23 protein-coding genes are annotated in these 23951 nt (G+C 66.0%); 10 read left to right on the top strand and 13 right to left on the bottom strand.

The window, feature by feature from the left end; genetic code table 11:
* Window positions 1–3: 3 nt before the first annotated feature.
* Together petA and BUA29_RS03490 are read right to left on the bottom strand one after the other, a co-directional pair.
* Entirely contained in the window at window positions 4–600 is a 597-nt protein-coding gene (gene petA / locus BUA29_RS03495) for a ubiquinol-cytochrome c reductase iron-sulfur subunit (protein WP_072755249.1), read from the bottom strand.
* Window positions 601–677: 77 nt separating this feature from the next.
* Window positions 678–1610 carry a lytic transglycosylase domain-containing protein gene (locus BUA29_RS03490; protein WP_072755248.1) on the bottom strand — a complete coding sequence of 311 codons (933 nt, stop codon included), beginning with the start codon at window positions 1608–1610 and terminating at the stop codon, window positions 678–680.
* 212 nt (window positions 1611–1822) lie between these two features.
* Here BUA29_RS03490 and miaB point away from each other — a divergent pair, with 212 nt between their 5' ends.
* The 6 genes from miaB to BUA29_RS03460 all read left to right on the top strand — a co-directional run bounded on the left by miaB (window position 1823) and on the right by BUA29_RS03460 (window position 7904).
* On the top strand, window positions 1823–3217 hold the full coding sequence (gene miaB, locus BUA29_RS03485; protein ID WP_072755247.1) for a tRNA (N6-isopentenyl adenosine(37)-C2)-methylthiotransferase MiaB: 1395 nt from the start codon (window positions 1823–1825) through the stop codon (window positions 3215–3217).
* A 4-nt stretch (window positions 3218–3221) separates the two neighbouring features.
* Window positions 3222–4190, top strand: a complete 969-nt coding sequence (locus tag BUA29_RS03480; RefSeq protein WP_072755246.1) for a PhoH family protein — start codon at window positions 3222–3224, stop codon at window positions 4188–4190.
* A gap of 43 nt (window positions 4191–4233) precedes the next feature.
* A complete protein-coding gene (ybeY, locus tag BUA29_RS03475; protein WP_072755245.1) occupies window positions 4234–4716 on the top strand; it encodes an rRNA maturation RNase YbeY in 483 nt (160 codons plus the stop codon).
* An 81-nt stretch (window positions 4717–4797) separates the two neighbouring features.
* Window positions 4798–5679, top strand: a complete 882-nt coding sequence (locus BUA29_RS03470) for a CorC family transporter (RefSeq protein WP_072755244.1) — start codon at window positions 4798–4800, stop codon at window positions 5677–5679.
* Window positions 5666–6877 (top strand): lipoprotein N-acyltransferase Lnb domain-containing protein, encoded by a 1212-nt coding sequence (locus tag BUA29_RS03465; RefSeq protein ID WP_072755243.1) that lies wholly within the window; start codon window positions 5666–5668, stop codon window positions 6875–6877. Before BUA29_RS03470 ends, BUA29_RS03465 begins: the two co-directional genes overlap by 14 nt.
* Before the next feature lie 31 nt (window positions 6878–6908).
* Complete coding sequence (locus BUA29_RS03460) at window positions 6909–7904, top strand: magnesium and cobalt transport protein CorA (protein WP_072755242.1); 996 nt, start codon at window positions 6909–6911, stop codon at window positions 7902–7904.
* Between the two features lie 13 nt (window positions 7905–7917).
* Here BUA29_RS03460 and BUA29_RS03455 read toward each other — a convergent pair whose 3' ends face one another.
* The 3 genes from BUA29_RS03455 to BUA29_RS03445 all read right to left on the bottom strand — a co-directional run bounded on the left by BUA29_RS03455 (window position 7918) and on the right by BUA29_RS03445 (window position 12919).
* Window positions 7918–8712, bottom strand: coding sequence for an FHA domain-containing protein (locus BUA29_RS03455; protein ID WP_072755241.1), 795 nt, complete (start codon window positions 8710–8712; stop codon window positions 7918–7920).
* A 72-nt stretch (window positions 8713–8784) separates the two neighbouring features.
* The gene (locus BUA29_RS03450) at window positions 8785–10854 is read right to left on the bottom strand and encodes a S9 family peptidase (RefSeq protein ID WP_072755240.1); all 2070 of its coding nucleotides are present in this window, start codon (window positions 10852–10854) and stop codon (window positions 8785–8787) included.
* Window positions 10855–10939: 85 nt separating this feature from the next.
* Window positions 10940–12919 carry an OPT family oligopeptide transporter gene (locus BUA29_RS03445; protein WP_072755298.1) on the bottom strand — a complete coding sequence of 660 codons (1980 nt, stop codon included), beginning with the start codon at window positions 12917–12919 and terminating at the stop codon, window positions 10940–10942.
* A 157-nt stretch (window positions 12920–13076) separates the two neighbouring features.
* Between BUA29_RS03445 and BUA29_RS03440 the strand changes: the two genes are divergently transcribed.
* Both BUA29_RS03440 and BUA29_RS03435 read left to right on the top strand, forming a co-directional pair.
* A complete protein-coding gene (locus BUA29_RS03440) occupies window positions 13077–14840 on the top strand; it encodes a peptide MFS transporter (protein WP_072755239.1) in 1764 nt (587 codons plus the stop codon).
* 74 nt (window positions 14841–14914) lie between these two features.
* A complete protein-coding gene (locus BUA29_RS03435) occupies window positions 14915–16930 on the top strand; it encodes a M13 family metallopeptidase (RefSeq protein WP_072755238.1) in 2016 nt (671 codons plus the stop codon).
* Between the two features lie 6 nt (window positions 16931–16936).
* Here BUA29_RS03435 and BUA29_RS03430 read toward each other — a convergent pair whose 3' ends face one another.
* Both BUA29_RS03430 and BUA29_RS03425 read right to left on the bottom strand, forming a co-directional pair.
* Window positions 16937–17605 (bottom strand): rhomboid family intramembrane serine protease, encoded by a 669-nt coding sequence (locus BUA29_RS03430; protein WP_072755237.1) that lies wholly within the window; start codon window positions 17603–17605, stop codon window positions 16937–16939.
* A gap of 40 nt (window positions 17606–17645) precedes the next feature.
* Window positions 17646–18011, bottom strand: coding sequence for an MGMT family protein (locus BUA29_RS03425; RefSeq protein WP_245770497.1), 366 nt, complete (start codon window positions 18009–18011; stop codon window positions 17646–17648).
* A 45-nt stretch (window positions 18012–18056) separates the two neighbouring features.
* On the opposite strand from BUA29_RS03425, the gene BUA29_RS03420 reads away from it, so the two are divergent.
* Window positions 18057–18467: a hypothetical protein gene (locus tag BUA29_RS03420; RefSeq protein WP_072755235.1), complete on the top strand. Its 411-nt coding sequence runs from the start codon at window positions 18057–18059 to the stop codon at window positions 18465–18467.
* Window positions 18468–18504: 37 nt separating this feature from the next.
* On the opposite strand, the gene BUA29_RS03415 is transcribed toward BUA29_RS03420, so the two are convergent.
* The 6 genes from BUA29_RS03415 to dnaX form a co-directional block, all read right to left on the bottom strand.
* The gene (locus tag BUA29_RS03415; protein WP_072755234.1) at window positions 18505–19626 is read right to left on the bottom strand and encodes an inorganic phosphate transporter; all 1122 of its coding nucleotides are present in this window, start codon (window positions 19624–19626) and stop codon (window positions 18505–18507) included.
* A gap of 13 nt (window positions 19627–19639) precedes the next feature.
* The gene (locus tag BUA29_RS03410; protein ID WP_072755233.1) at window positions 19640–20266 is read right to left on the bottom strand and encodes a DUF47 domain-containing protein; all 627 of its coding nucleotides are present in this window, start codon (window positions 20264–20266) and stop codon (window positions 19640–19642) included.
* 93 nt (window positions 20267–20359) lie between these two features.
* Complete coding sequence (locus tag BUA29_RS03405; protein ID WP_072755232.1) at window positions 20360–20710, bottom strand: histidine triad nucleotide-binding protein; 351 nt, start codon at window positions 20708–20710, stop codon at window positions 20360–20362.
* Between the two features lie 45 nt (window positions 20711–20755).
* Window positions 20756–21355, bottom strand: coding sequence for a recombination mediator RecR (gene recR / locus BUA29_RS03400; RefSeq protein ID WP_072755231.1), 600 nt, complete (start codon window positions 21353–21355; stop codon window positions 20756–20758).
* A gap of 43 nt (window positions 21356–21398) precedes the next feature.
* The gene (locus BUA29_RS03395) at window positions 21399–21719 is read right to left on the bottom strand and encodes a YbaB/EbfC family nucleoid-associated protein (RefSeq protein ID WP_072755230.1); all 321 of its coding nucleotides are present in this window, start codon (window positions 21717–21719) and stop codon (window positions 21399–21401) included.
* A 66-nt stretch (window positions 21720–21785) separates the two neighbouring features.
* Entirely contained in the window at window positions 21786–23501 is a 1716-nt protein-coding gene (gene dnaX / locus BUA29_RS03390; protein ID WP_072755297.1) for a DNA polymerase III subunit gamma/tau, read from the bottom strand.
* A 234-nt stretch (window positions 23502–23735) separates the two neighbouring features.
* Between dnaX and BUA29_RS03385 the strand changes: the two genes are divergently transcribed.
* Window positions 23736–23951: helix-turn-helix domain-containing protein (locus BUA29_RS03385; RefSeq protein WP_218587153.1), on the top strand; the 216-nt coding region annotated here is incomplete at its 3' end.

Raw genomic sequence — 23951 nt, 5'->3', positions numbered from 1 at the left:
GGCTTACGCGGCTCCCTTCGGATCGACACCGATGACGACAACGTTGTCGCCCTCGAAGTGATACGGCGGCACCGGCAGGTTCAGCGGCGCCGGCTGCGCCTTGTACACCCGGCCAGCCAAGTCATAGCGCGACTTGTGGCACGGACAGAAGTAACCGCCCTTCCAGTTGGGATCGAACGGCTCCGGCTTGATTTCGGGCTTGAACTCGGGCGCACACCCCAAGTGGGTGCAGACCCCGACCAGCACGGCGATCTCGGGCCGGATCGAACGGGTCTCGTTCTTGGCATACGACGGCTGGCTGGACGCCTCCGAATGTGGATCGGCCACCAGCGGATCCATCTCCGGCAAGGTCGCCAGCATGGCCTTGGAGCGCTTGGCGATATAGATGGGCTGACCGCGCCAGTTGAGCACCAGCTGCTGGCCTTCTTCCAGGGCGCTGATGTCCTGACTGACCGGGGCCCCGGCAAACCGCGCCCGTGCGCTCGGGCTCCAGGACTTGATGAACGGCACCGCTGCAAACCCGGCACCCACCGCCCCCACCACCGCGGTCGTCGCGGTGAGGAACCGGCGTCGACCGGTATTGACCTCTTCGTTCGCCATCCCGCACTCCGTGCAAGAAATCTTCTGTAGGCCTTGCCGCCGACAGGCGCAAGGGACGCTGAAGTGTATATGAACGATCAACGGGCCGACAATCCGCCCCGCAGCGGGCTTCCCCCCTCACGCAAAGCGCCGCGATAGCGCTCCACCAGCACCCCGACCCGCTGCACATAGCGCTGGGTTTCATCGTAAGGCGGCACCCCGCCGTAGCGATCCACTGCCCCCTCGCCGGCGTTGTAACCGGCTGCGGCCAGGGTGAGGTTGCCGCCGTAGCGCTTGAGCAGCCAGGCCAGGTACTGCACCCCGCCACGAATGTTCTGCTCGGCATCGAAGGGGTCGCTGACCCCGAACCGGCGGGCGGTATCGGGCATCAACTGCATCAGCCCCAGCGCCCCCGCCCGCGACACCGCCCGTGGATTGAAGGCGGACTCGGCATGAATGACGGCACGTACGATCGCCTCTTCCACGCCTGCTTCGCGGGCGATCGCGGCGATCTGACCTGAATAGGCGTCGGTATTGAGGCGAACCCGGTGGAAATCCACCCCCGGCAAGACCCCGCAGGCGTAACAACGCTCGATATAGGAATACGCGATCGTGCGAACCGCTGCCGCCGGCACCCCTGCCGGCCGCACGCTGGTGTAATTGCGCACCCCGTTCCGATCGACGAACGAATACAGCTGCCCACGCACCAACCGCGGCCCCGGGGTGACGGGTGCCGGTGCTGGCGCCGATGCCGGTACGGCATTTCCGGGCGGGGTTGCAGGTGCTACGACACCTTCCGGCAGCGATGGCAGCTCAGCCAGCGGCGGCGCGGACGGCACGGCCTTGGGCGCCTTGGAGGACGCCACCGCGCCGGCGCGAAACTGCCCCAACAGCCGGCAGGTGGTGCCGGGTGGGCGTTTGCTGACGTAGCTCACCGCGCCATCGCCACTTTCGCAACGATAGACGCGACCCGCCCAGACCGGCCCGGCTGACGCCAGCAACAGCAGAACAATGACCGTACGCCCCCACATACCGGCGAGTCTGTCCCGGCACCGGCCCGCTTGGCAAGGCCCAGGCCGGGTGGCAACGCCCCGGGGGAAACCTGAACGCCGCCATCGGCATCTTGCCCGCCCTCGCCCCCGTCACCGATGGAAAGCTCCGAAGTGTTCGCAGATTCCCTAGAATGGTCGTTTCTTCTCTAACTTGTCCGGCCCGGACTCACCGCCGCGCCCCGGAGTCTGCCATGACCGATCTACACCCCCTGCCCACGCTGCCTGCTGCCGCCCCGTCACCGCGTCCGGGCGCCAAGAAGCTGTTCATCCAGACCCACGGCTGTCAGATGAACGAATACGACTCGGCCCGCATGGCCGACGTGCTCAATGCCGCCGAAGGCATGGAGCTGACCCACAATGCCGAGGAAGCCGACGTCATCCTGATCAACACCTGCTCGATCCGCGAAAAGGCGCAGGAAAAAGTCTTCAGCCAGCTGGGCCGCTGGAAGCACCTCAAGCAGGGTGAGCGACCGGTGATCATTGGGGTTGGCGGCTGCGTCGCCTCACAGGAAGGCGCGGCGATCCTGGAACGGGCGCCCTACGTGGATCTGGTGTTCGGCCCGCAGACCCTGCACCGGCTACCGGAGCTGATCCGCGCCCGCCGCGAGCAGAACACCCCGCAGGTGGACATCAGCTTCCCGGAAATCGAGAAGTTCGACCGCCTGCCCGAACCGCGCGCCGAAGGCCCCACCGCCTTCGTCTCGATCATGGAAGGCTGCTCGAAATACTGCTCGTACTGCGTGGTGCCCTACACCCGCGGTGAGGAAATCAGCCGCCCGTTCGAGTCGGTGCTGACCGAGGTGGCCGAGCTGGCCGCCCAAGGCGTGCGCGAGGTCACCCTGCTGGGCCAGAACGTCAATGCCTACCGGGGCGCCCTGGGCGATGCCGGCGAAACGGCGGATCTGGCGCTGCTGATCCGCGCCATCGCCGAGATTGACGGGATCGGCCGGATCCGGTTCACCACCTCGCATCCGCTGGAGTTCTCCGATTCGCTGATCGAGGCCTACCGCGACGTTCCCAAGCTGGCCAACTACCTGCATCTGCCGGTGCAGTCCGGCAGCGACCGCATCCTGGCGGCGATGAAACGCGGCTACACGGCACTTGAGTTCAAGCAGAAGATCCGCAAGCTGCGCGCGGTACGGCCGGATATTTCGGTGTCCACCGATTTCATCGTCGGCTTCCCCGGCGAGACCGCGGCGGATTTTGAAAAGACCATGAAGCTGATCGAAGACGTCGGCTTTGACCAGAGCTTCTCGTTCATCTATTCCCGCCGCCCGGGCACCCCGGCTGCCGACCTGGAAGACACCACCTCCAGCGAGGAAAAGCACGCCCGCCTGGAACGTCTGCAGGCCGCGATCAATGCCAATGCCCGGCGCATCAGCGAGGCCATGGTCGGCAGCGTACAGACCGTGCTGGTGGAAGGGCCGTCGAAGAAAAACCCGGACGAGCTCACCGGCAAAACCGAGAACATGCGCTCGGTGAACTTCCCGGCGCCGAAGCGGCTGATCGGCCAGTTCGTGGATGTCCGCATCACCGCCGCCCTCAGCAACTCCCTGCGCGGCGAAGTGCTGACCCGTGTCGACTGATCCAATGGCCTTCCGCGATTTCACCCTCGACCCTGCCGACAGCGAGCGGCTGGCCAACCTGGTCGGCCCGCTGGATGCCCACCTGCGCCTGATCGAGCTGCGACTGGGCGTGCAGATCGCCAACCGTGGCCATGTCTTCCGGGTGAGCGCCGAGGACGCCGAGACTGCCCGTCAGGCCGAACGCTTCCTGCAACATCTGTACGCCGACACCGAAACCGAGCTGCTGGACGAGCAGGCCATTCATCTGCGCCTGGGCGCCCACGGCGGCACCGGCGCCAGCGGGGCGGGCGATCAGGACATCGCCATCCCCGTCAGGCGCGGCCAGCTCCGCGGCCGCAGCCCCAACCAGCGCAAGTACCTGCAGGCCATCGCCCGGCACGACATCAACTTTGGCATCGGCCCGGCCGGTACCGGCAAAACCTATCTGGCGGTGGCGATGGCGGTGGATGCGCTCAACCAGTCGCGGGTGCAGCGACTGGTGCTGGTGCGGCCGGCGGTGGAAGCCGGCGAGAAGCTGGGGTTTCTGCCCGGCGATCTCAGCCAGAAAGTGGATCCGTACCTGCGCCCGCTGTATGACGCGCTCTACGAAATGCTGGGCGTGGAAAAAGTCGCCCGTCTGCTGGAACGCAACGTGATCGAGGTCGCCCCGCTGGCGTTCATGCGTGGGCGCACGCTCAACGACGCCTTCGTGATCCTCGACGAGGCGCAAAACACCAGCGTCGAGCAGATGAAGATGTTCTTGACCCGGCTGGGCTTCGGCAGCACCGCGGTCATCACCGGCGACCTCACCCAGATCGACCTGCCGCGCCATCAGACCTCCGGCCTCAAGGATGCACTTGAGGTGCTGCGCGGGGTGGAGGGGGTCAGTTTCACCTTCTTCGAAGCCCATGACGTAGTGCGGCACCCGTTGGTGGCGCGGATCGTCAATGCCTATCAGGCCCGTGACGCTGCTCGGGAAGGGAATGCCGGCTAGGCAAGTTCATCGCACCGGGCCGGCCAATCAGTAGAATGCGCGCATGACCCGTGGACCGGTGCATCTGGAAGTGACGGTGGGATACGCGGTGCCACGCGCGGGCATCCCGTCTGCCGTCAGCTTCCGCAAATGGGTGGCGGCGGCGCTGGCCGGACGCATCCGCGAAGCCAATCTGGCGATTCGCATCGTCGGCACCCGCGAAGGCCGCGCCTTGAACCGGCACTACCGCGGCAAGGACTACGCCACCAACGTGCTCAGCTTCCCGGCGGAGTTGCCTGAAGGGCTGCCTGATGACATCCGCCTGCCGCTGCTGGGCGATCTGGTGTTGTGCGCCCCGGTGATCGCCCGCGAGGCCAGAGAACAGGGCAAGGCGCTCAATGCCCATTACGCCCACCTGACCGTGCACGGCTGTCTGCATCTGCTCGGCTGGGATCACGAGGATCCACGCGAAGCCGAGGCGATGGAGCAGCTGGAACGCGAGATCCTGGCCGGCCTCGGCATTCCGGATCCGTATCTGGACGCATGACACCGCGGCCCGCCCACGCCCGGCGGCGGATTCGCTAGACTTTTCCCGTTCCACCTTTCCCCCGTCGCAACAAGGCTTCCCATGTCCGAGGATGACAGTAGTCGGCCGCACGATGACGCCGACGACCACACATCAGAAAAACCCCATCGTTCCTGGCTGGATCGCATCAGCGCCCTGCTCTCCGGCGAACCGACCAGCCGCGAAGACCTGATCGAACTTCTGCGCGACGCCCAGGCCGATGGCCTGATCGGCCCGGACACCCTGCGCATGATGGAAGGCGCGATCAATATCGCCGACATGACCGTTGCCGACGTCATGGTGTCACGCGCGCAAATGGTGGCGCTGCCTGTTGATGCCCCCCTGATGGACATCGTCCGCCAGGTGATCGAGTCCGGCCATTCACGCTTCCCCGTCCACGGCGAGGACAAGGACGAAATCCTGGGCATCCTGCTGGCCAAGGATCTGCTGCGCGCAGTGGTCAATCAGGAGACCCCGGCAAGCCTGCACTCGCTGCTGCGGCCGGCGGTCTTGATCCCGGAATCGAAAAATCTCAACGTGCTGCTGCGTGAGTTCCGGCAGTCGCGCAACCACATGGCCATCGTCATCGACGAATACGGTGGCGTGGCCGGGCTGGTCACCATCGAGGACGTGCTGGAGCAGATCGTCGGCGAGATCGACGATGAGCACGACGAGGCCGCCGACGAGGGCGTGCTGATCGCCGCCCAGGCCGACGGCCAGTTCGTGGTCGATGCGCTCACCCCCATCGCCGATTTCAACGAACGCTTCGGTGCCGACTTCGCCGATGACGAGTACGACACCATCGGCGGGCTGGTGACCGCGGCCATCGGTCACTTGCCGGAAGCGGGCGAGGAACTGACCCTGGGCCGGTTTACCTTCCGGGTCGCCCGCGCCGACGCCCGCCGTCTGCATGCCCTGCACGTGAGCGTCCATGCCGACGAGTAAGGCGCTGCGGCACACCCTGGCCCTGCTGCTGGCACTGCTGGCCAGTATTGCCTGGGCCAGCCCGGCGCAGACCGTCACCGCCACGGCGCCTGACACGCCGCGGATTGGCGTGATCACGATGGGACCAGGTGCGATCTTCTGGGAACGCTTCGGCCACGATGCCATCGTGGTCGAAGACCCACGCAGCGGCACCCGCACCAGCTACAACTTCGGCTTCTTTGATCCGGACGAGCCGGACTTTCTATCCCGGTTCATCGCCGGCCAGATGCGCTACCGGCTGGTTGCGCTGCCGCTGCAGGAAGATCTGGCGTATTACCGCCAAGCCGGCCGCGGCGCTAAGCTGCAGTGGCTTGCTCTCACCCCCGCACAGGCGCGCACACTGGCACAGGCACTGGCCATCAATGCCCGCCCGGAAAACGCCCGCTACCACTACGACTATTTCACCGACAACTGCGCCACCCGGGTCCGTGACGCGCTCGACCGCACCCTGGACGGCGCTCTGCGGCGGCAACTGCAAGGCCGTTCCAGTGGCGACACCTACCGTAGCGAAGCGTTGCGGCTGGCCGCGCCGGCCCCCTGGATGTGGTTGGCCTTCGACATCGGGCTGGGGCCGTATGCCGACCAGCCGTTGAGCCGCTGGCAGCAGGCGTTCCTGCCGCGCCGGCTGGCCGATGACCTGCGCAAGGTCAACGGCACCACCGGACGCCCGCTGGTTGCCGCCGAAGAGACCCTGCTGCTACAGCGGCTGGCACCGGAACCGGCCGAACGCGACTGGCCGGTCTGGCCCTGGCTGCTCACCGGCGTCCTGCTGGCCGGGCTGGTGCTGGCCACCGGCGACCGTCATCGGCGCACGCTCGGGGCACTGGCCGGGCTGCTGTGGCTGATCTGCGGCCTGGTTGGGCTGGTGCTGGCCCTCGGCTGGGCCTTGACCGAACACCAGGCGATGTGGGCCAACCGCAACCTGCTGTTGTTCAACCCGCTGTGCCTGCTGCTGTTGCCCGCAGCCTGGACGCTGCTGCGCGGACGCACGCCGCCACGCCACACCTGGGGCGTGTTGCTGAGTGTGGCGGTTCTGGCCGCACTCGCCTGCCTGCCCCTGTGGCTGCAGGTCCACCCGCAGCGCAACGGCCACTGGATCGCCCTGCTGCTGCCGCTGCATGCCGCACTGGCGCGCCTGTGGCCACGTCTTTCGGCTTGATACGGGCGCTCCGCTCGGTCAGGATGCCCTGATGACTCACCACATCGCGCCCTCCGATGGCGTCGTCAACTGCGCCCTGTATGACCGCAGTGGCCAGCGCCACGACATCGCCCTGACCCAGATCAGCGAAGCCCTGGCCGCGGATGACGGCGGGTTTGTATGGGTTGGCTTGTACGAACCGGATGCGGCCATCCTGGACACCCTGCAAGCCGAGTTCGGCCTGCATGAGCTGGCCATCGAGGATGCCCACAAGGCGCACCAGCGCCCCAAGATCGAAGCCTACGGCCACAACCTGTTCATCGCTGTGCACACCGCCCAGCGAATCAACGATACGGTGCGATTTGGGGAAACTCAGATTTTCGTCGGCCCGCGTTTTCTGGTGACCGTGCGGCATGGCGCTTCGTTGAGCTATGCCCCGGTCCGCAAGCGTCTGGAACAGGACCCGGCGCTTCTGGCACAAGGCCCCAGCGTGGCACTGCACGGCGTCCTGGATTTCGTGGTCGATCACTACCGTCCGATCGTCGCCGACTATGCCGAAGTGCTGGATGCCCTGGAGCAGGACGTCCTGGCCGAAAGTTACCGGCGCTCGACCATGCAGCGTCTGTACCGGCTGCGCAAGGATCTGACCCGGATGCGGCTGGCGGTGCTGCCGATGCTGGACATCCTGGCCCAGCTTCTGCGCACCCCGGTGCTTGAGATCCCGGATGGGATCAAGCCCTATTTCCGCGACATCCAGGATCACGCCGCCCGCGAAGCCGACACCATCGACGTACTGCGCGAAATGGCGGCCGCCGCCATGAACACCAATCTGGCACTGGTGACCGTGACCCAGGGCGAGATCGTGAAAAAACTCGCCGGCTGGGCCGGGCTGCTGGCCGCACCTACCCTGATCGCCAGCTGGTACGGGATGAACTTCGAGCACATGCCGGAGTTGCATCATCCCTACGCCTACCCGCTGCTGACCGCCTTTGTCCTGCTGTTCTGCATCGGGTTGTACCGCTACCTGCGCCGCATCCACTGGCTGTAAGGGCCTTGCCGCTTTAGCGCAGCCCGAACACCACCCAGACCAGCACCAGCAGCACGGCCGCCACCCCCACCCACCACCACAGCGGCATGCGAACGCGTTGCTGCGGCTTCGGGGCGAGCTGTTCCAGCTCCGAGCGATTGGCGTCCAGCAGACGGAAACGCAAGGTGTCGAAGGCGATCTCATCGCCGCCCTTGGCCAGTGCCGACCGGATCCGCCGGCCATTGACGAACGTGCCGTTGGTCGAACTCAGATCCTCAACCTGCACCCCGTCAGGCCCCGGGATCAGGCGAGCGTGCTGGCGTGACAGCCCGGCATCATCCAGGTGCAGCATACATTCGGCGGCACGACCGACGGTGGCCGTGCCGGCCAGCGGAAAACTGCGCCCAAGCACCGTACCGGACACGCCACGCAACACAAAGCGCGGCAACGCCGGCCGCACCCGGGTCAGGCCCGGATCGGATGCCTCGGACGGCTCCTCGTCGTGCATGGATGCTGCAGCCGTTGCCGACGTCGCCGGCACCGCCGCTGGCAGTGCCACCAACCGCATCCGCACGGACGCGATCGACAGGGTATCGCCAGCACGCAGGGCGATCAGCCCCTGCACCGGCCGCTCATTGACCTCGACCGCCGCCCCATCGCTCACGTGCAGCATCGCTCGTCCGGCCGCCAGACGCAGCTCGCAGTGAACCGCCTCCACACCGGGCTGGGTCAGCGCGATGGCACAGCCGGGATCCGTGCCAATGGTGTGATTGCCCTGATCCAGAAGCACCGGGGCGTGCTCGCCCCCCGGAAATACCAGCTTCAGCATCCAGTCTCCCCTTCCGTCCTGACCATCTCCTGCGGCGACTGCCCCCCAGCAGCCGCCGCGCTCACGTCTTACTTACTGCGATCCGATGTGTTCGCGCAACCAGGCATTGACGGTCTCATGCCACTGCACACTGTTCTGCGGCTTGAGCACCCAGTGGTTCTCATCCGGGAAATACAGGAACTTCGACTCGATCCCGCGCCGCTGTGCCGCCGTGAAGGCCGCGATGCCCTGCTCGACCGGAATCCGGAAATCCTGCTGGCCGTGGATGATCAGGATCGGCACCCGCCAGTCCTTGACATGGTTGGCCGGATTGAAGCGCTGGTAGCCTTCTGGGTTGTCATAGGGGGTGCCGCCGTTTTCCCACTCGGAGAACCACAGCTCCTCGGTGGCATAGCCCATCATGAAGTTGTCGAACACACCATCGTGGGCGACGATGCACTTCCATGGCTGGTTCCAGTTGCCGGCAATCCAGAACGCCATGAAGCCGCCGTAACTGGCCCCAAGCGCACAGGCGTTGTCACCGTCCAGGAACGGGTACTGCTGCAAGGCCGCGGCCCAGCCCTTCTGCAGATCCTCCAGCGGACGATCGCCCCAGTGCCCGGAGATCGCATCGGTAAACGCCTGGCCGTAGCCGGTGCTGCCGTGGAAATCGATCATCACCACCGCATAGCCTTGGCCCGCGTAGGTCTGCGGGTTCCAGCGGTAGCTCCAGCCATTGCCGAAACTGCCCTGCGGCCCGCCGTGAATCAGGAAGGCGACTGGATATTTCCGGCCCGGCTGATAGTTCCAGGGCTTGACCACGTAGCCGTACACGGTCTCGTCGTTCCAACCCGTGAAGCGGAACTGCTCATACTGCCCCCAGGCCACATCCGGCAACATCTGCGATGCCGTCGGGGTGATGGCACGCAGCGGAGCCTTGCCATCGGTGCTGGTGGTGTAAATCACATCGCCAGTGGTCATGCTGTTGCGCGCCAGCGCCAGCGTCGGGCCAGCCAGGTCGAAGGCGGACACGCTGCCATCCTTCACCACGGTCTCCACTTTGCCGCTGCCCAAAGAGACCCGGAACAGCGGATGCTGCCCCAGGTGCTGGGCGGTGGTGTAGATCCACTTGCCATCGGCAGACAGGGTGATGCCGTCGGCGGAGGCGTCCCAGCGCGGCGCGATTTCCCTGGTCTTGCCGGACGCCAGATCCATTGCCATCAGGGCAAAGCGATCGGCTTCAAAGCCAGGCCGCCGCATCGCCCGGTAATACAGGGTCTTGCCATCGCGGGAAAACACCGGGCCGGCATCCCAGGCCTTGTTGGCCGCGGTGAGGTTGCGGGCACCGCTGCCGTCGGCATTGACCAGCCAGATGTCGAAATTGGTGCTCCATGGCTCCTCGCGGTTGGCCAGACGCACACTCATCGCCACCGTCTTGCCATCCGGCGACCAGGCGAAATCGGACAGATCCCCGAACGGCTTGGATGGAATATCGCCATGGATGGCGCCGCTGAGCAGGGTGGCCGAGGTGAGCATGCCCGTCCCGTCCAGGGGGGCGGCAAACACCCGGTTCAGCCGGCCGTCGTTCCAGGCATCCCAGTGCCGGATGAACAGGCGGTCGAACACCACCCCGGTGTTCTTGCGCGCAGCCGCTTCATCCAGCTTGTGCTTGGTGCACGCCAGATCCGCCTTGCACTCGGGAAACACCGCCAGTGCCAGCGCCACCTGCTTGCCGTCCGGCGAGAGCTTGTAGGCATCGACATCGATCGGGAAGTCGGTCAGCCGCCGCGGCTCACCCCCTTGGACAGGCATCGCATACAACTGCATCGAGCCGGACTTGGCACTGAGGAAATACAGGGTTCGACCATCCGGCGAGAACGCCGGTGAATTCACGCTCCAGCCATCCGGCGACACCTGCCTGGGCGGCGTCATGTCGCGGCTGACCAGGTTGCGCATCCACAGGGTGGTGGTGGCCTTGTTGCTGTCCTTGTTGACGCTGCGCTTGGCAAACACCAGCACGCGCCCATCCGGCGACAGCGTCGGGGAGGAATAGCGATCCATGTAGGCCAGATCCTGCACGGTAAATCCGCGCGGAGCCGGCTGCGCGGCCCCCGCCGGCACGGCCAGGGCGAGCAGCAGTGGAAGCAGTGCATGTCGAAGCATCGTTAAGTCTCCATCGAGGAAGGCCATCCGTGGCCGCCTAAAAAAACCATCGCCTTGCCCCAAAAGGGCGCAACACCAGCCGGGATTACCCGCTCGCTGTCAGGTTGGCGCGGGCGCCGGTGCGGTAGATCAGCACGCTGATCAGCGCCAGCACCGCAAGCCCGACGCCTTGCCCGAAATGAAACTGCGCAGGCAACGCGAGCACGTCGGCACGCCCGCTGGATACGATCGGAATCGCAATCAGGATGCCCATCAGCGCCTCGCCGGTGATCAGGCCGGCGGCAAACAGCGTCCCCGGGCGATGCAGGCGGTCGCGCGCAGCCTCGTCGAGGCTTCCGGCCAGGCCGTGCCGACGCTCCACCAGATGCGCCAGCAGACCGCCGAGGAAAATCGGCACCATCAGTTCCAGCGGCAGATAAATGCCGATCGCCGCCGCCAGTACCGGCACACGGAAATGGCTGCCGCGCGCCTTGAGGATCTCGTCGATGGCGATGATCACCGCCCCGATTCCGGCACCGACGGCGATGATGGTCCACGGCAACTGCTTGCCGCCGAACATGCCCCCCGCCACCGACGCCATCAGCGTGGCCTGGGGCGCCGCCAACGCATTGGGATGGGCGGGCGTGGGCGCGCCGATGCCGTAGGCATGGGCCAGCAGGTTCAGCACCGGCGCCATGATCAGCGCACAGGAAAACGCGCCGATGCCCAGCATCAACTGCTGCTTCCATGGCGTGGCCCCGACCAGATAACCAGCCTTGAGATCCTGCAGGTTGTCGCCACCGACCGCTGCCGCGCAGCACACCACCGCGCCGATCATGATCGCGGCCACCGCCCCCAGCGGAGCACCGCCGACCCCGACCGCAGTCCGACCGGCCTCGCCCAGCAGCACCATCAGCACCACCGATGCAAACAGGATGGTGGCGATGGTGATGCCCGACACCGGATTGTTGGACGAGCCCACCAACCCGGCCAGGTACGCCGACACCGACACGAACAGGAACCCGGCGACGATCATGATGATCGCCATCGGGATACTGACGTGCCACATACCGACGATGGCCTGATAGAGCAGCAACAACGGCAGCACGAACACCACCAGCGCGATCAGCATCCACTTCATCGGCAGGTCGCGCTCGGTGTCAGCCAGCTCGGCACCCGCCCCGGCGCGCGCGGCGGCAATGCCGCTCTTGATGCCAGACAGCAACGACCTGCGGAGTGAGAACAGCGTCCAGGCACCGCCGATCAGCATGGCCCCCACGCCCAGGTAGCGGATCTTGGCCGACCAGATCGCTCCGGCGATCTCCGCTGCGTCCTTGCCGGCAAGCGTGGCGGCCAGCGCGGGGTCGCTGTCAAGAAAGAGCATGTGGTACAGCGGGATGGCCACATGCCAGGACAGGATCGAACCCGACAACACCACGATGCCGATGTTGAGCCCGACGATGTAGCCCACACCCAGCAGCGCCGGCGACAGGTTGGTGCCCAGATACCCCAGGTATTTGCCGAAGAACCCGGCACCGGTGGCGCTGTCCGGGATCAGCTTCAGCCCACTTTCGGCAGCCAGCTTGACCAGCCCGCCGATCGCCGCCGACAGGCCGAGAATCTTCAGCCCAGGGCCGGGGTTCTCGCCTGCTTTCAGCACCTCGGCCGCCGCCTTGCCTTCGGGAAACGGCAGCGGCTCCTCGACGATCATCGAACGCCGCAGCGGCACCGAAAACAACACGCCCAGCAAACCACCCAGCCCGGCGATCGCCAACACCCAGGAATATTTAAAATCCTGCCAGTAGCCCAGGATGACCAACGCCGGGATCGTAAAGATCACCCCGGCGGCGATCGACGAGCCGGCGGAGGCGCCGGTCTGGACGATGTTGTTCTCCAGGATGGTCCCGCCGCCCAGCAGGCGCAGCACGCCCATCGAAACAACGGCGGCCGGGATCGCGGTGGCGATAGTCAAGCCGGCGAACAGGCCAAGATAAGCATTGGCGGCGGACAGGATCACCGCCAGGATCACGGCAAGCAGGACGGCGCGAACGGTGAGTTGCGGAACCGGCTGGGCGGGTGTGGACATCGGCATTTCCGGGAAAGTGGCAACCGGCGAACCGTAACGGCTGCCGGCAGGCAAGTCCAGCGCCGGCCCCGTCTCAACCCGACATCTGCCCGCAGGCCGCTGCCGCGTCACGCCGCAGCACGCGGCATACTTGCCCGCTGCCTTTCGGAGCCTGCGCATGTCCGGACACCCTCACACCGCCCCCCGCCACGACGACTTCCTCGGCCACCCCAAAGGGGTCTATGTCTGCTTTTTCACCGAGATGTGGGAGCGTTTCTCGTTCTACGGAATGAAGGCGCTGCTGCTGCTTTATCTCACCAAGTACCACCTGTTCGGCGACAAGGCTGGGCTGGACCTGCTGGGGGCTTATGGCGGGCTGGTGTACTGCATCCCGGTGATCGGCGGCGTGCTGGCCGACCGCTGGCTGGGGATGCGCAAGGCGGTCACCTTCGGCGGTGTGCTGCTGGTGCTGGGGCATGTCGGCATGGCGTTCGAAGGCCACGCCGCCACGCTGCAGGCCGGCAGCGTGGTGCGCGATGAAGCGGCACTGAGGGTGATGTACCTGTCGCTGGCGCTGATCATCATGGGCGTGGGGTTTCTCAAGCCCAACATCTCGACCATCGTCGGCAAGCTCTACCCCGCCAATGATCCACGCCGCGATTCCGGCTTTTCGCTGTTCTACGCCGGCATCAATCTAGGGGCACTGTTTGCCTCGCTGGTCTGCGGCTACATCGGCGAAGCCTGGGGCTGGAAGTACGGCTTCGGGGCGGCCGGGATCGGCATGCTGGCCGGCCTGATGATGTTTTTGTGGGGCCAGCGCTACCTGCACGGGCACGCCGAACCGGCCGATCCCGCAGCGCTGTGCCAGCGCGTTGCCGGCATCCCACGCGAATGGCTGATCTATGCACTGGCCGTGCTCGGAGTGCTACCGGTGGCCTGGCTGATGTGGGCCGCCGCCAACGGCGCCTTCGCGCTCGGTGGCGAGGTGTCGCTGGCGCTGCTGCTGATGCTGGTCGTGCTGGGTGTGGTGCTGGTGTGGTTTGCCTGGTTCACCGGCACCCGCTGCACGCCGGTCGAACGCCAGCAGATGCTGGCGCTGATGGCGCTGATCTTCATGGCGCTGGTGTTTTTCACCCTGTACGAACAGACCTACGGCTCCTGGGTGACCTTCACCGACCGCCTGCTGACCAAAGACATCATCCCCGCGCTGGTGGTGCGCGACGGCACGCCCTGGCCGTGGTCCACCCTGTCGCTGCTGCTGGCGCCCCTGACGTTCTTCGTGGCGGCGCGGATGTCCGACCGCACCCCGACATCCCGTGCGCCGCGCGTGCTGTTCCTGGCGGTGAGCGCGCTGATCATCGTCCTGCTGGTGCGCGACTGCGTGGCGCTGCCGCAGACCGCCGGCTCGCTCACCTACCTGGGTGCTTTCTTCCTGGTCGCACTGGCGCCGCTGTTTTCTGCCCTGTGGGGTTGGCTGGACCGGCGCGGCCTGGACCCGTCCAAACCGGTGAAATCGGCGCTGGGTCTGTTGCTGGCCGGGCTGTCGTTCATCCCACTGGCGCTGGCCGCCGCCCAGGTGGGCGTCACCGGCACGCAGGCCAGCGTGTGGTGGCTGGTGTTGGCCTACCTGATTCTGGAAACCGGCGAAATGTGTCTGTCGCCGGTTGGTCTGTCGGCGGTGACCCAGCTGGCAGTGCCGCGGGTGGTCAGCCTGATGATGGGCACCTGGTTTCTGGCCACCGCGTTTTCGGAAACCCTGGCCGCCCTGTTTGGCAAGCTGGCCGCCATCGACATTCCACAGGGCGAAACCTTGGATCTGACCATGGCCGCCGCAAAGTACGCCCACCTGTTCTGGCTGCTGATGTGGATCGGCACAGGCTGCGCAGTTGCGGCACTGCTGGCCGCACCAAAGCTTCGGCGCATGATGCATGGGGTGAAATGAGCCGCGCCATGCCATCCTGAAGACGCGCAACTGGCTGCTACACTCCCCTGCCCGACCGCACGGAGACCCGCCGCATGCCGACCCTGCGCCCGCTTGCCTGCGCCCTGCTCGTCGCACTCACGGCCAGCCTGACCTCACCCGTAAGCCTTGCCGCCAAAAAGAAGCCTGCGGCCAGAAAGCCCGCCGCCACTGCTGCCGCAGCAGCCTGCAAGGATCTTTACGCTGATGCCAACAAGGGCTGGCTGACGGCCAACCCCATGCCGGAAAGCGGCGCCATCTCCGCCCTCGGTCAGCTCAATGCCCGCGCGCTCGAACAGCAGCGCACCCTGCTCGACGGCTTCATGCGCGCCCCGCAAAACGAGGCGCAAAAACTGCTGGGCGATTTCTGGGCCAGCGGCCTGGACGAGGCCGCGGTGGAGGCCGATGGCGCCGCCCCGATCGCCCCGCTGCTCAAGCGCATCGACGCGATCCGGTCGAGCAAGGACATCGCACCGGCCATCGCGGCCCTGCATCAGGTCGGCATCCCGGTGGTGTTCGGCTTCAACGCCGATCTCGACCTGCGCGATTTGGACCGTCACCTCGGCTACTTCGTCCAGGGCGGGCTGGGACTGCCCGATCCGGCCTACTACACCCGCACCGATGCCGACACCCGCGCCCTGATGGCGCGCTATGCCGACTACATGCGCAAGATCCTGCGCCTGACCGGAGTGCCGGATGCCGAGATCGAAACCCAGACTGCCTTCGCCCTGGATGTGGAAAAGCGCATCGCCGAGGCATCGCGCCCACTGAGCGAACTGCGCGACCCACGCCGCAACTTCGCCCCAGTGGCCACCGCCGGGCTGGGCAAGCAATACCGCAACCTGCAGCTCGACGCCTTCCTCAAGGCCCAGGGCGTCAGCGATGACACCGTGTCAATCGCCGACCCGGCGCTGTTTAGCCGTCTCGATGCCATGCTCGGCCAACTCAAGCCGGCACAATGGCAGGCCTATCTGCGCTGGCGGGTCGGTGACGCCATGGCGCCGTATCTCTCCCGGCCTTGGCGCGAGACGGCATTCGAGTTCCGCAACAACGTGCTGCTGGGGCAACATGCTGCACCGCCGCGCTGGCAACAGGTGCTGGATGCGATCAACCTGGCCGCCGGCCCGATGCTGGGCCGGCAATACACCGCGGCCTACCTCCCCGATGCCACACGCGCTCAGGCCGGCCAGATTGCCGATCAGGTCCGGCAGGCGCTGCGTCAGGCCATCGAACAGGGTGAGCTACTGCAGGGCAGCGCCAAGGCGGAAGCCCTGAAGAAACTCGACGCCTTGACGATCGAGATCGGCGCCCCCGCACGCGAGCCCGAAGTCAGCCTGCAACCGATGGGACGCGGCAGCTTTGGCAGCAACATGCTGATCGCGGCCACTTGGCGGCATCGTCTGGAGATGCGCCGGATCGGCAAGGGCAACGCCGGACGTCGCTGGGACGTGCTGCCACAACAACCGGCACTGGCCTATGACCTGGCCCATAACCGGCTCATCGTCACCGCCGCCATGCTGCAACTGCCGGTCTTCGACCCGTCGATGCCGGCTGGCCACCCGTATGGCGCCTTTGGCGCCCTGGTCGGGCATGAGCTCAGCCACGCGATCGACGCGATCGGCCGCCATGTCGATGCCGACGGCACCGTGCGCGACTGGTGGAGCCGCGAGGATGCCGAGCGCTGGCAACGCAAGGCCGATGCGGTCGCCGCATTCTATGACCGTCTGCCCTACCCCGGCCTGCCCGATACTCGGGTGAACGGCACCCTGACCCGGGACGAAAACATGGCCGACATGGCCGGTCTGACCATGGCCCATGCCGCCCTGAAATCACACGTCACACCCCTGGAAAACGCCACCCTGCGCAGCTTCTACATCGGCTGGGCGCAACTGTGGGCGCAGCAGGTGAGCAGCGACGAGGCACGTCTGCGCGCCGCCCAGGACGTGCGCGCACCAGGACTCTGGCGCGCCAACGCCCCGGCCATGCAGCAGGCCGACTTCGCAACTGCGTTTGGCTGTAAGCCCGGTGCCCCGATGGTGCTCAAACCAGACGCGCGGATCGAGATTTTCTGACCAAGGTCAGCGCACGATCCGCATGCCCGGACCGCCGCCGCGGCGCCCACCGAACGGCGGCTGGCCGCGCCAGTGCCGGATCAACAGCCAGCCAAACAGCATTCCCCCCAGGTGGGCAAAGTGCGCCACCCCGGGTTGCAGGCCGGTGACGCCCAGCCCCAGTTCGAACAGGCCGTAGATGATCACCAGCGTGCGGGCACGCATCGGGATCGGTGGAAACAGCAACATCACCCGCTGGTTCGGGAACAGCATGCCGTAGGCCAGCAGCAGCCCAAACACCCCGCCAGAGGCGCCCAGGGTGGGATAGGGGTCGCCCCCCTGGGCCAGCGCATACGACCCCACCAGCAGCTGACACAGCCCGGCCCCGACCACACAGACCAGGTAATAGAGCAGGAACCGCCGCTCGCCCCAGACGTATTCCAGCGGCGCGCCAAACATCACCAGGGCCAGCATGTTGAAGGCCAGATGCAGCAGCCCGCCATGCAGAAAGGCATAGGTCAGCAACTGCCAGGGCATGAAGGCCGGCGCCAGCGCATACGAATCGTCGGCAACCTCACCCCACGGCCACAGCATCAGGTCGATCAGGCGATCATTGCCCAGCAGGGCCTGCAGGACAAAGCCGATCAGATTGGCGATCAATAGGGATTTGGTGATTCTGGGCAGGTTGAATGGCATCCGTGCGGCATCCCGGTTCGTTGCAGCGCATCATAACGGCTCAGCGCGGCCGCCACAGCAGGGCGTCGAGCGTTTCGTCATCGCCAGCCAAGCGCCGGATCCGACCGTGCTGCACCTGCACACCTTCGGCTCGCAGGCGGCGGCACTGTGTTCTGAACTCAGGCGACGCCGGCGGGAACGCAATCCGTCCATCGGCACGGACGATGCGATGCCAGGGCAACGCCGGGTCGTCACTTGACGCCAACACCCTGGCCACCCAGCGGGCCCGCCCGGGCAACCCGGCGCGACTGGCGATGACGCCATAGCTGGCCACCTGCCCTGGCGGTACCGCACGCACTGCCGCCAGGATGCGCTGCTCGGGCGACAGCTGCGACGCGGGCGACTCGGAAAGGGCTGTATCGGCCATGATCCGAGTTAGCATAGCGGCAGCCCCGTCGTCATCGCGAGCGCCATGGACAACTTCGAACAGATCCGCCGCCACCTGATCGCCGCCGGCTACCGTCTGAGCGTGCAGGAGCCCTACTTGATCTGCGTGGAACTGTCGCTGGCCAAAGGCAAACGACACCAGGCGATCTTCCTCACCGAGCTGGAAGACGACGATGGCCGCAGCTACCTGCGGGTCAGCACCGCGATCGGCCCGACCACCGGCATGGATCCCAAGCGGGCACTGCGCTTCAACTTCGAAAGCCGGGTCGGCTATCTGGCCATCAGCGAACTGGACGGCGTGCCCTACCTGCACCTGTGTGAGAACCGACCGTATGCCGGCCTCACGGCCGCCGAGATCGATCGCCTGGTGCTGGAAATCGGCGGCATCGGCGATGCCATGGAGCATCGCCTGTCGGCCGGCGGCGACCTGCTCTGATCGCGCGACCTTTCATCCCGCCGGCAGGCAGCAGGCGTCAGGCCCAGCCCAACCGTTCCAACAGCGCGAACAGCCCGTAGGCCACCCCACCCGCAGCCGGAATGGTCAGGATCCAGGCCCAGATGATGCGCTCGACCACGGTCAGCTTCAGGGCACGCGGGTTCTTGGCAAATCCCACGCCCATGATCGCGGTGGAGATACTGTGGGTGGTGGACACCGGCATGCCGTAGTGGGCCGCCAAGGTGAGAATGGTGGCCGAGCTGGTTTCTGCCGCAAAGCCGTTGATCGGATGCAGCCGCACCATCTTGTGACCCAGCGTCTTGATGATGCGCCAGCCGCCGGCGGCAGTCCCAAGCGCCATCACCACCGCACAGGTCACCACGATCCAGCCGGCGATGCCTTTGGGATCACTGCTGGCTGGATGCATGAAGCCAAGCCAATGCGGCAGCCCATCCAGCGCCCCGGTGGTCTGCGCGCCAAACAGGGTCAGCGCGATGATGCCCATGGTCTTCTGAGCATCGTTCTGCCCGTGCGCATAGCCCATGTAGGCCGCCGACAGAATCTGCACCTTGCCGAAGAAGCGGTTGACCGCATGCGGCCGCGCCAGCCGGGCCAGCAGCCCTCCAGCGCGAGCCATTGCAGAGATCGCCGCCCACAGCAGCAGCATGACCAGAATGCCCAGCAAAAAGCCGGCCAGTGGGGAGGTCACCATCGGCAGGATCACCTTCCACAGCAGCCCCTTGTTTTTTGTCCAGTCACCAACCGTCTGCGACCAGACCAGCGCATCGAAGTTGCCATGCGCCGCAGCCAGCGCCGCCCCGCACAAACCGCCGATCAGCGCATGCGAGGACGAAGACGGCAGGCCCTTCCACCAGGTGATCAGGTTCCAGACGATGCCGCCTGCCAGGGCGCACAGGATCACCTGCGAGGTGACCTCGACCACATCGGTATTGACCAGGCCGGAGGCGATGGTCTTGGCCACCGCCGTTCCCATCAGGGCGCCGACCAGGTTCATGACCGCAGCCAGCATCACCGCCTGCCAGGGCGACAGCACCTTGGTCGCCACCACCGTGGCGATCGAGTTGGCGGTGTCATGAAAGCCGTTGATGAACTCAAAGACCAGCGCGGCCAGCACCACCACGAGCACGAGCGTCAGCATGGCGCCAGCCCCGTCAGCTGTTCTTGAGCACGATCTGGTACGCCACCACACCCGCCTCACGGCAGCGGTCGATGGCTTTTTCCAGAATCTCGAAGAACTCCTTGAGCAGGAACATCTGCAGGCTGTCGAGCTTGCCGGAATAGATCTCCCGGTACAGTTCGAGCATCAGCCGGTCGGCCTCGTTTTCGATCGCACGCAGCTTCTCGTTGAGCATGGTCATGCGATCGAGGTTCATCTTGCGCAGCTCGCTCACCATCTGCACCACCACCGCAGCGGCCTGCTCCAGCATGGCCGCCCGCGGGGCGAAGTCGATATGCGCAAGGTGCTGGATGGCCAGCGCGTAGCGATCGGCAAACTTCTCGATCTGCTTGGGGATCTTGTGCAGGGCCGAGCCCAGCGCCTCGATGTCCTCCCGCTCGATCGGCGTGATGTAGCTGTCCACCAGCGCCCGGCTGATCTTGTCGGCCGCGGCGCGCTCACGCACGCGGGCCAGCTTGAAGGCATCCAGCGCCGGCTGCCGATCGGCCGCTTTCATCATCTCGTGCAGCGCCTTGGCGCTGTCATACGCGGCCGCAGCGGCCTCGTCCAGCAGCGCATAGAACTGCACGCCGGAACCAAAAATCGTTTGCAGTGAGAACATGAGGCGGGATTGACCAGTCCAAAGTTGCGGAATTATGACATTTCCGCTCACCTCGCAACATACGCGGCAGGCACACCGCGCCCGCAGACCGGGTTAGCCCGGCGTGCCGAACCGTCCCAGCGGCGCCCCCGCCAGCAGGTGCAAATGGATCTGGTACACGGTCTGGCCGGCATCGGCATTGCAGTTCATGACCAACCGATAGCCGGACTCGGCAAACCCTTGCGCCTTGGCATAACGGGCCGCCGCGGTCATCAACCGGCCCAGCACCAGGGCCTCCTCTTCCGGCACGTCGTTGAGGGTGGCGAAGTCACGCTTGGGCACAAACAACACATGCACCGGGGCCTGCGGCGCGATGTCGCGGAAGGCGATCAGATGCTCGTCTTCATAGACGATGTCGGCCGGCAGTTCGCGGCGCATGATGCGGTGAAAGATGGTGTCAGGCATGGCAGCAACAGGGGGCAGAAAGGGCAGAACAGATGGGGCTTCAGTTTACTCGCGGATCTCCACCCGGCCACCGAAGGCATGCGAGAGGGTGCCGCGATCGACGTACTCCAGCTCCCCGCCCAGCGGCACGCCGTGCGCAAGACGGGTGGGCCGCACGCCACGCGCGCGCGCAAGCTGAGCCAGATAGTGGGCGGTGGCCTCGCCTTCCACGGTCGGGTTGGTGGCCACGATCAGCTCGTGCACCTCACCTTCCTCCAGCCGCTGCGCAAGCAGATCCAGCCCCAGCTCGCGTGGCCCGATGCCATCCAGCGGACTCAGCCGCCCCTGCAACACGAAATACAAGCCACGAAAGCCCGTGGCCTGCTCAATCGCCAGCCGGTCGGCCGGAGTTTCCACCACACACAGCAGGTGGCGGTCGCGTGAAGGGCTGGCGCACAGCGCGCACAGCGGGGTTTCGCTGAAGTCCCGGCAACGCTGGCAATGGTCAATCTGCGCCATCGCCTGCGCCAGCACCTCGGCCAGCCGGCGCCCGCCATCGCGTTGCCGCTCCAGCAGGTGGTAGGCCATGCGCTGGGCCGATTTGGCCCCCACCCCCGGTAGCACCTTGAGGGCGTCGATCAACTGTTCCAGCAGCGGCGTGCTCATGCTCGTTGCCCGTCTGGCGTCTGACTGCTGACCGACAGACGCATCAGAACGGCAGCTTCATGCCTGGCGGCAGCGGCAGACCGGCGGTAGCCGCTGCCATTTTTTCCTGCGAGGCAGCCTGGATCCGGTTGACCGCATCATTGAACGCCGCCGCAATCAGGTCTTCAGCCATTTCCGGATCGGCCAGCGCCGCCGGGTCGATGCGCACCTTGCGGCAATCCATCCGGCCGCCCAGTGTCACGCTGACCATGCCGCCACCGGCAGTGCCGGTCACTTCCAGCGCGGCCACTTCTTCCTGCACGCGCTGCATGTTCTCCTGGAGCTTCTGCGCCTGCTGCATCAGCTGGGCAATGTTTCCACGCATGGGGATCGTTCCGTCGTTGTGTGGGGAAAGAGAAAGCTTGGGAATGATGGTGCGATGTGGGCGTCGTCACTGACCATCGAGTGGGCGGATCGAGTCCGGCACGATCTGGGCACCGTAGCCCTGAACCAGGCGCTGGATCGCCGGATCAACCACGAAATCGCGCTCGGCCTCGGCCTGCCGCGCATCGCGCACACGCGCATTGCGGACATGTGCGGTCTCGCCCGCGGGCGCACCGATCTCGAACCGCACCCGCACCGGGCCACCCAGGCGCTCGCTCAGCGCCTCTTCCAGTTGCAGCACCAGGCGCGACGACTGCAAATGTTCATCGTCCTGCGCCAGCGACAGCCGCAAAACGCCGCCACTGTGGGCGATGAACCCGGCGTGCTCGGCCAGCACCCTGACGGGCCCCTTCAGGGCACCACTGCTGGCCAGTTCCGCAACCAGCGTCAACCAGTGTTCGGAGTCGGTGACCAGCAACGCACTGATGGCAGGCACAACCGGTGGGGTCGCAGGCAGAGCCGCAGACACAGGCTCTGACTGCGTGACCGTTGCCGGCTGCGGCGCAGGCGGCACACGTGTTTCAGGGTGTGACGCCGGCGGCAAATCCAACACCGCGCGGGCGCGCGCCATGGCTTCGCTGCGGGCCGCGGGAGTGGCAGGCGCCCGTCCGGTCGTCGCTGCCTCAGCGCTGGCCGCCTCCGTGCCGGCAGGCCTGAACGCCAGCATCCGCAGCAGGGTCATCTCGAAGCCGCTGCGCGGGCTGGGAGCCAGATCGAGATCGCGGCGCCCATGCAAGGCCATCTGATACCACAGCTGCACCAGCTCGGGCCGCAGACGGGCGGCCAGCCCCTCGACATCGACAGCATCGCTGCCGACGTCCACCGCCGGCACCAGTTGCTTGACCTGAATCCGGTGCAGCGCCTGGGCCAGCGCATCCAGCACCCCACCCCAGTCCGGCGCGAACTCCGCCAGCTGCGCCACCTCGTGCAGCAAACGCGCGCCATCAGCATCGGCCAAGGACTCCAGCATGGCCTGTACGCGCTTGCGATCAACCGTGCCCAGCATCGCCGCCACGGTGGCGCCATCCAGCTTGCCGCCGGCATACGCGATCGCCTGATCGAGCAGCGACAGGCCATCGCGCAGGCTGCCATCGGCGGCACGCGCCAGCTGGACAATCGCATCCTCATCGGCGCTGATGCCCTCGGCCGCCAGGATCCTGCGCAGCTGGCCGGCGATCTGCCCCTCGTCCAACCGCTTGAGATTGAACTGCAGACAGCGGCTGAGCACCGTCACCAGCAACTTTTCCGGGTCGGTGGTGGCAAACAGGAACTTGACGTGCTCGGGCGGCTCCTCCAGCGTCTTGAGCAGCGCATTGAAGGCCGCCTTCGACAGCATGTGCACTTCGTCGATCAGATAGACCTTGTAGCGCCCGCGCGTCGGCAGGTATTGCGCGTTTTCGATCAACTCACGGACGTTGTCCACGCCAGTGTTGGACGCGGCGTCGATCTCCAGCAGATCGATGTAACGGCCAGCGTCGATCGCCAGGCAGGTTTCGCACTCACCGCACGGCTCGGCGCTGGTGCCGCGCTCGCAGTTCAGCGACTTGGCAAAAATCCGCGCAATGGTGGTCTTGCCCACCCCGCGGGTACCGGTGAACAGAAAAGCATGATGGACGCGGCCGCTTTGCAAGGCATTGGTCAGCGCACGCACGACGTGCTCCTGACCGACCAGCTCGGAGAACCGCTTGGGGCGCCACTTGCGGGCAAGCACGAGATAGGACATGCCACGCATTGTGGCATGGACTGCCCCGCCGGCGGGCACGGCCAGCGTCTCCCGTTCCACGTCCTCTTCCAACACCCACCTGAGTGCCAACGGTAGTGGACGCATACGGCGTGTGCATAAGTTCAAACACCTTTGGCACTCCTTCGAAGCAGGAGGAGCGCCATGCAAGTGCACCATGCCGGGTACCGAATCCGGGGGTTCTATCGAATAGCCGCCTTGGGTCATCTTTGGGCAATGACCCCCAAAGACGCTCAACGAAGGCTGCACATCCTGCGCTTCTGGGACACACACGGCCTCGAAGCCACCCAAGACGCCTTCGACGTGTCCCGGCGCACGCTCTACCGGTGGAAGCAGGCCCTGCGCGAACAGGGCGGCAATCCCGCCGCCTTGGCCGCTCGATCCTGCGCGCCCAAACGCCGGCGCACGCCCAAGACCGACCCACGGCTGGTG

Origin of the sequence: Thermomonas hydrothermalis, assembly GCF_900129205.1 — a bacterium.
Classification (GTDB): Bacteria; Pseudomonadota; Gammaproteobacteria; order Xanthomonadales; family Xanthomonadaceae; genus Thermomonas; species Thermomonas hydrothermalis.
This window is presented reverse-complemented; position numbering and strand designations above follow the sequence as displayed.

Bases quoted from the DNA above. Each gene is read 5' to 3' on its own strand.
- BUA29_RS03465 (WP_072755243.1), top strand. From the start codon at position 5,666: ATGCCGACGAGTAAGGCGCTGCGGCACACCCTGGCCCTGCTGCTGGCA.
- miaB (WP_072755247.1), top strand. From the start codon at position 1,823: ATGACCGATCTACACCCCCTGCCCACGCTGCCTGCTGCCGCCCCGTCA.
- BUA29_RS03470 (WP_072755244.1), top strand. From the start codon at position 4,798: ATGTCCGAGGATGACAGTAGTCGGCCGCACGATGACGCCGACGACCAC.
- BUA29_RS03405 (WP_072755232.1), bottom strand. From the start codon at position 20,710: ATGCCTGACACCATCTTTCACCGCATCATGCGCCGCGAACTGCCGGCC.
- BUA29_RS03415 (WP_072755234.1), bottom strand. From the start codon at position 19,626: ATGCTGACGCTCGTGCTCGTGGTGGTGCTGGCCGCGCTGGTCTTTGAG.
- BUA29_RS03420 (WP_072755235.1), top strand. From the start codon at position 18,057: ATGGACAACTTCGAACAGATCCGCCGCCACCTGATCGCCGCCGGCTAC.
- BUA29_RS03490 (WP_072755248.1), bottom strand. From the start codon at position 1,610: ATGTGGGGGCGTACGGTCATTGTTCTGCTGTTGCTGGCGTCAGCCGGG.
- BUA29_RS03460 (WP_072755242.1), top strand. From the start codon at position 6,909: ATGACTCACCACATCGCGCCCTCCGATGGCGTCGTCAACTGCGCCCTG.
- BUA29_RS03430 (WP_072755237.1), bottom strand. From the start codon at position 17,605: ATGCCATTCAACCTGCCCAGAATCACCAAATCCCTATTGATCGCCAAT.
- dnaX (WP_072755297.1), bottom strand. From the start codon at position 23,501: ATGTCCTATCTCGTGCTTGCCCGCAAGTGGCGCCCCAAGCGGTTCTCC.
- BUA29_RS03450 (WP_072755240.1), bottom strand. From the start codon at position 10,854: ATGCTTCGACATGCACTGCTTCCACTGCTGCTCGCCCTGGCCGTGCCG.
- BUA29_RS03435 (WP_072755238.1), top strand. From the start codon at position 14,915: ATGCCGACCCTGCGCCCGCTTGCCTGCGCCCTGCTCGTCGCACTCACG.
- petA (WP_072755249.1), bottom strand. From the start codon at position 600: ATGGCGAACGAAGAGGTCAATACCGGTCGACGCCGGTTCCTCACCGCG.
- BUA29_RS03480 (WP_072755246.1), top strand. From the start codon at position 3,222: ATGGCCTTCCGCGATTTCACCCTCGACCCTGCCGACAGCGAGCGGCTG.
- BUA29_RS03395 (WP_072755230.1), bottom strand. From the start codon at position 21,719: ATGCGTGGAAACATTGCCCAGCTGATGCAGCAGGCGCAGAAGCTCCAG.
- BUA29_RS03425 (WP_245770497.1), bottom strand. From the start codon at position 18,011: ATGGCCGATACAGCCCTTTCCGAGTCGCCCGCGTCGCAGCTGTCGCCC.
- BUA29_RS03410 (WP_072755233.1), bottom strand. From the start codon at position 20,266: ATGTTCTCACTGCAAACGATTTTTGGTTCCGGCGTGCAGTTCTATGCG.
- recR (WP_072755231.1), bottom strand. From the start codon at position 21,355: ATGAGCACGCCGCTGCTGGAACAGTTGATCGACGCCCTCAAGGTGCTA.
- BUA29_RS03445 (WP_072755298.1), bottom strand. From the start codon at position 12,919: ATGTCCACACCCGCCCAGCCGGTTCCGCAACTCACCGTTCGCGCCGTC.
- BUA29_RS03440 (WP_072755239.1), top strand. From the start codon at position 13,077: ATGTCCGGACACCCTCACACCGCCCCCCGCCACGACGACTTCCTCGGC.
- BUA29_RS03455 (WP_072755241.1), bottom strand. From the start codon at position 8,712: ATGCTGAAGCTGGTATTTCCGGGGGGCGAGCACGCCCCGGTGCTTCTG.
- ybeY (WP_072755245.1), top strand. From the start codon at position 4,234: ATGACCCGTGGACCGGTGCATCTGGAAGTGACGGTGGGATACGCGGTG.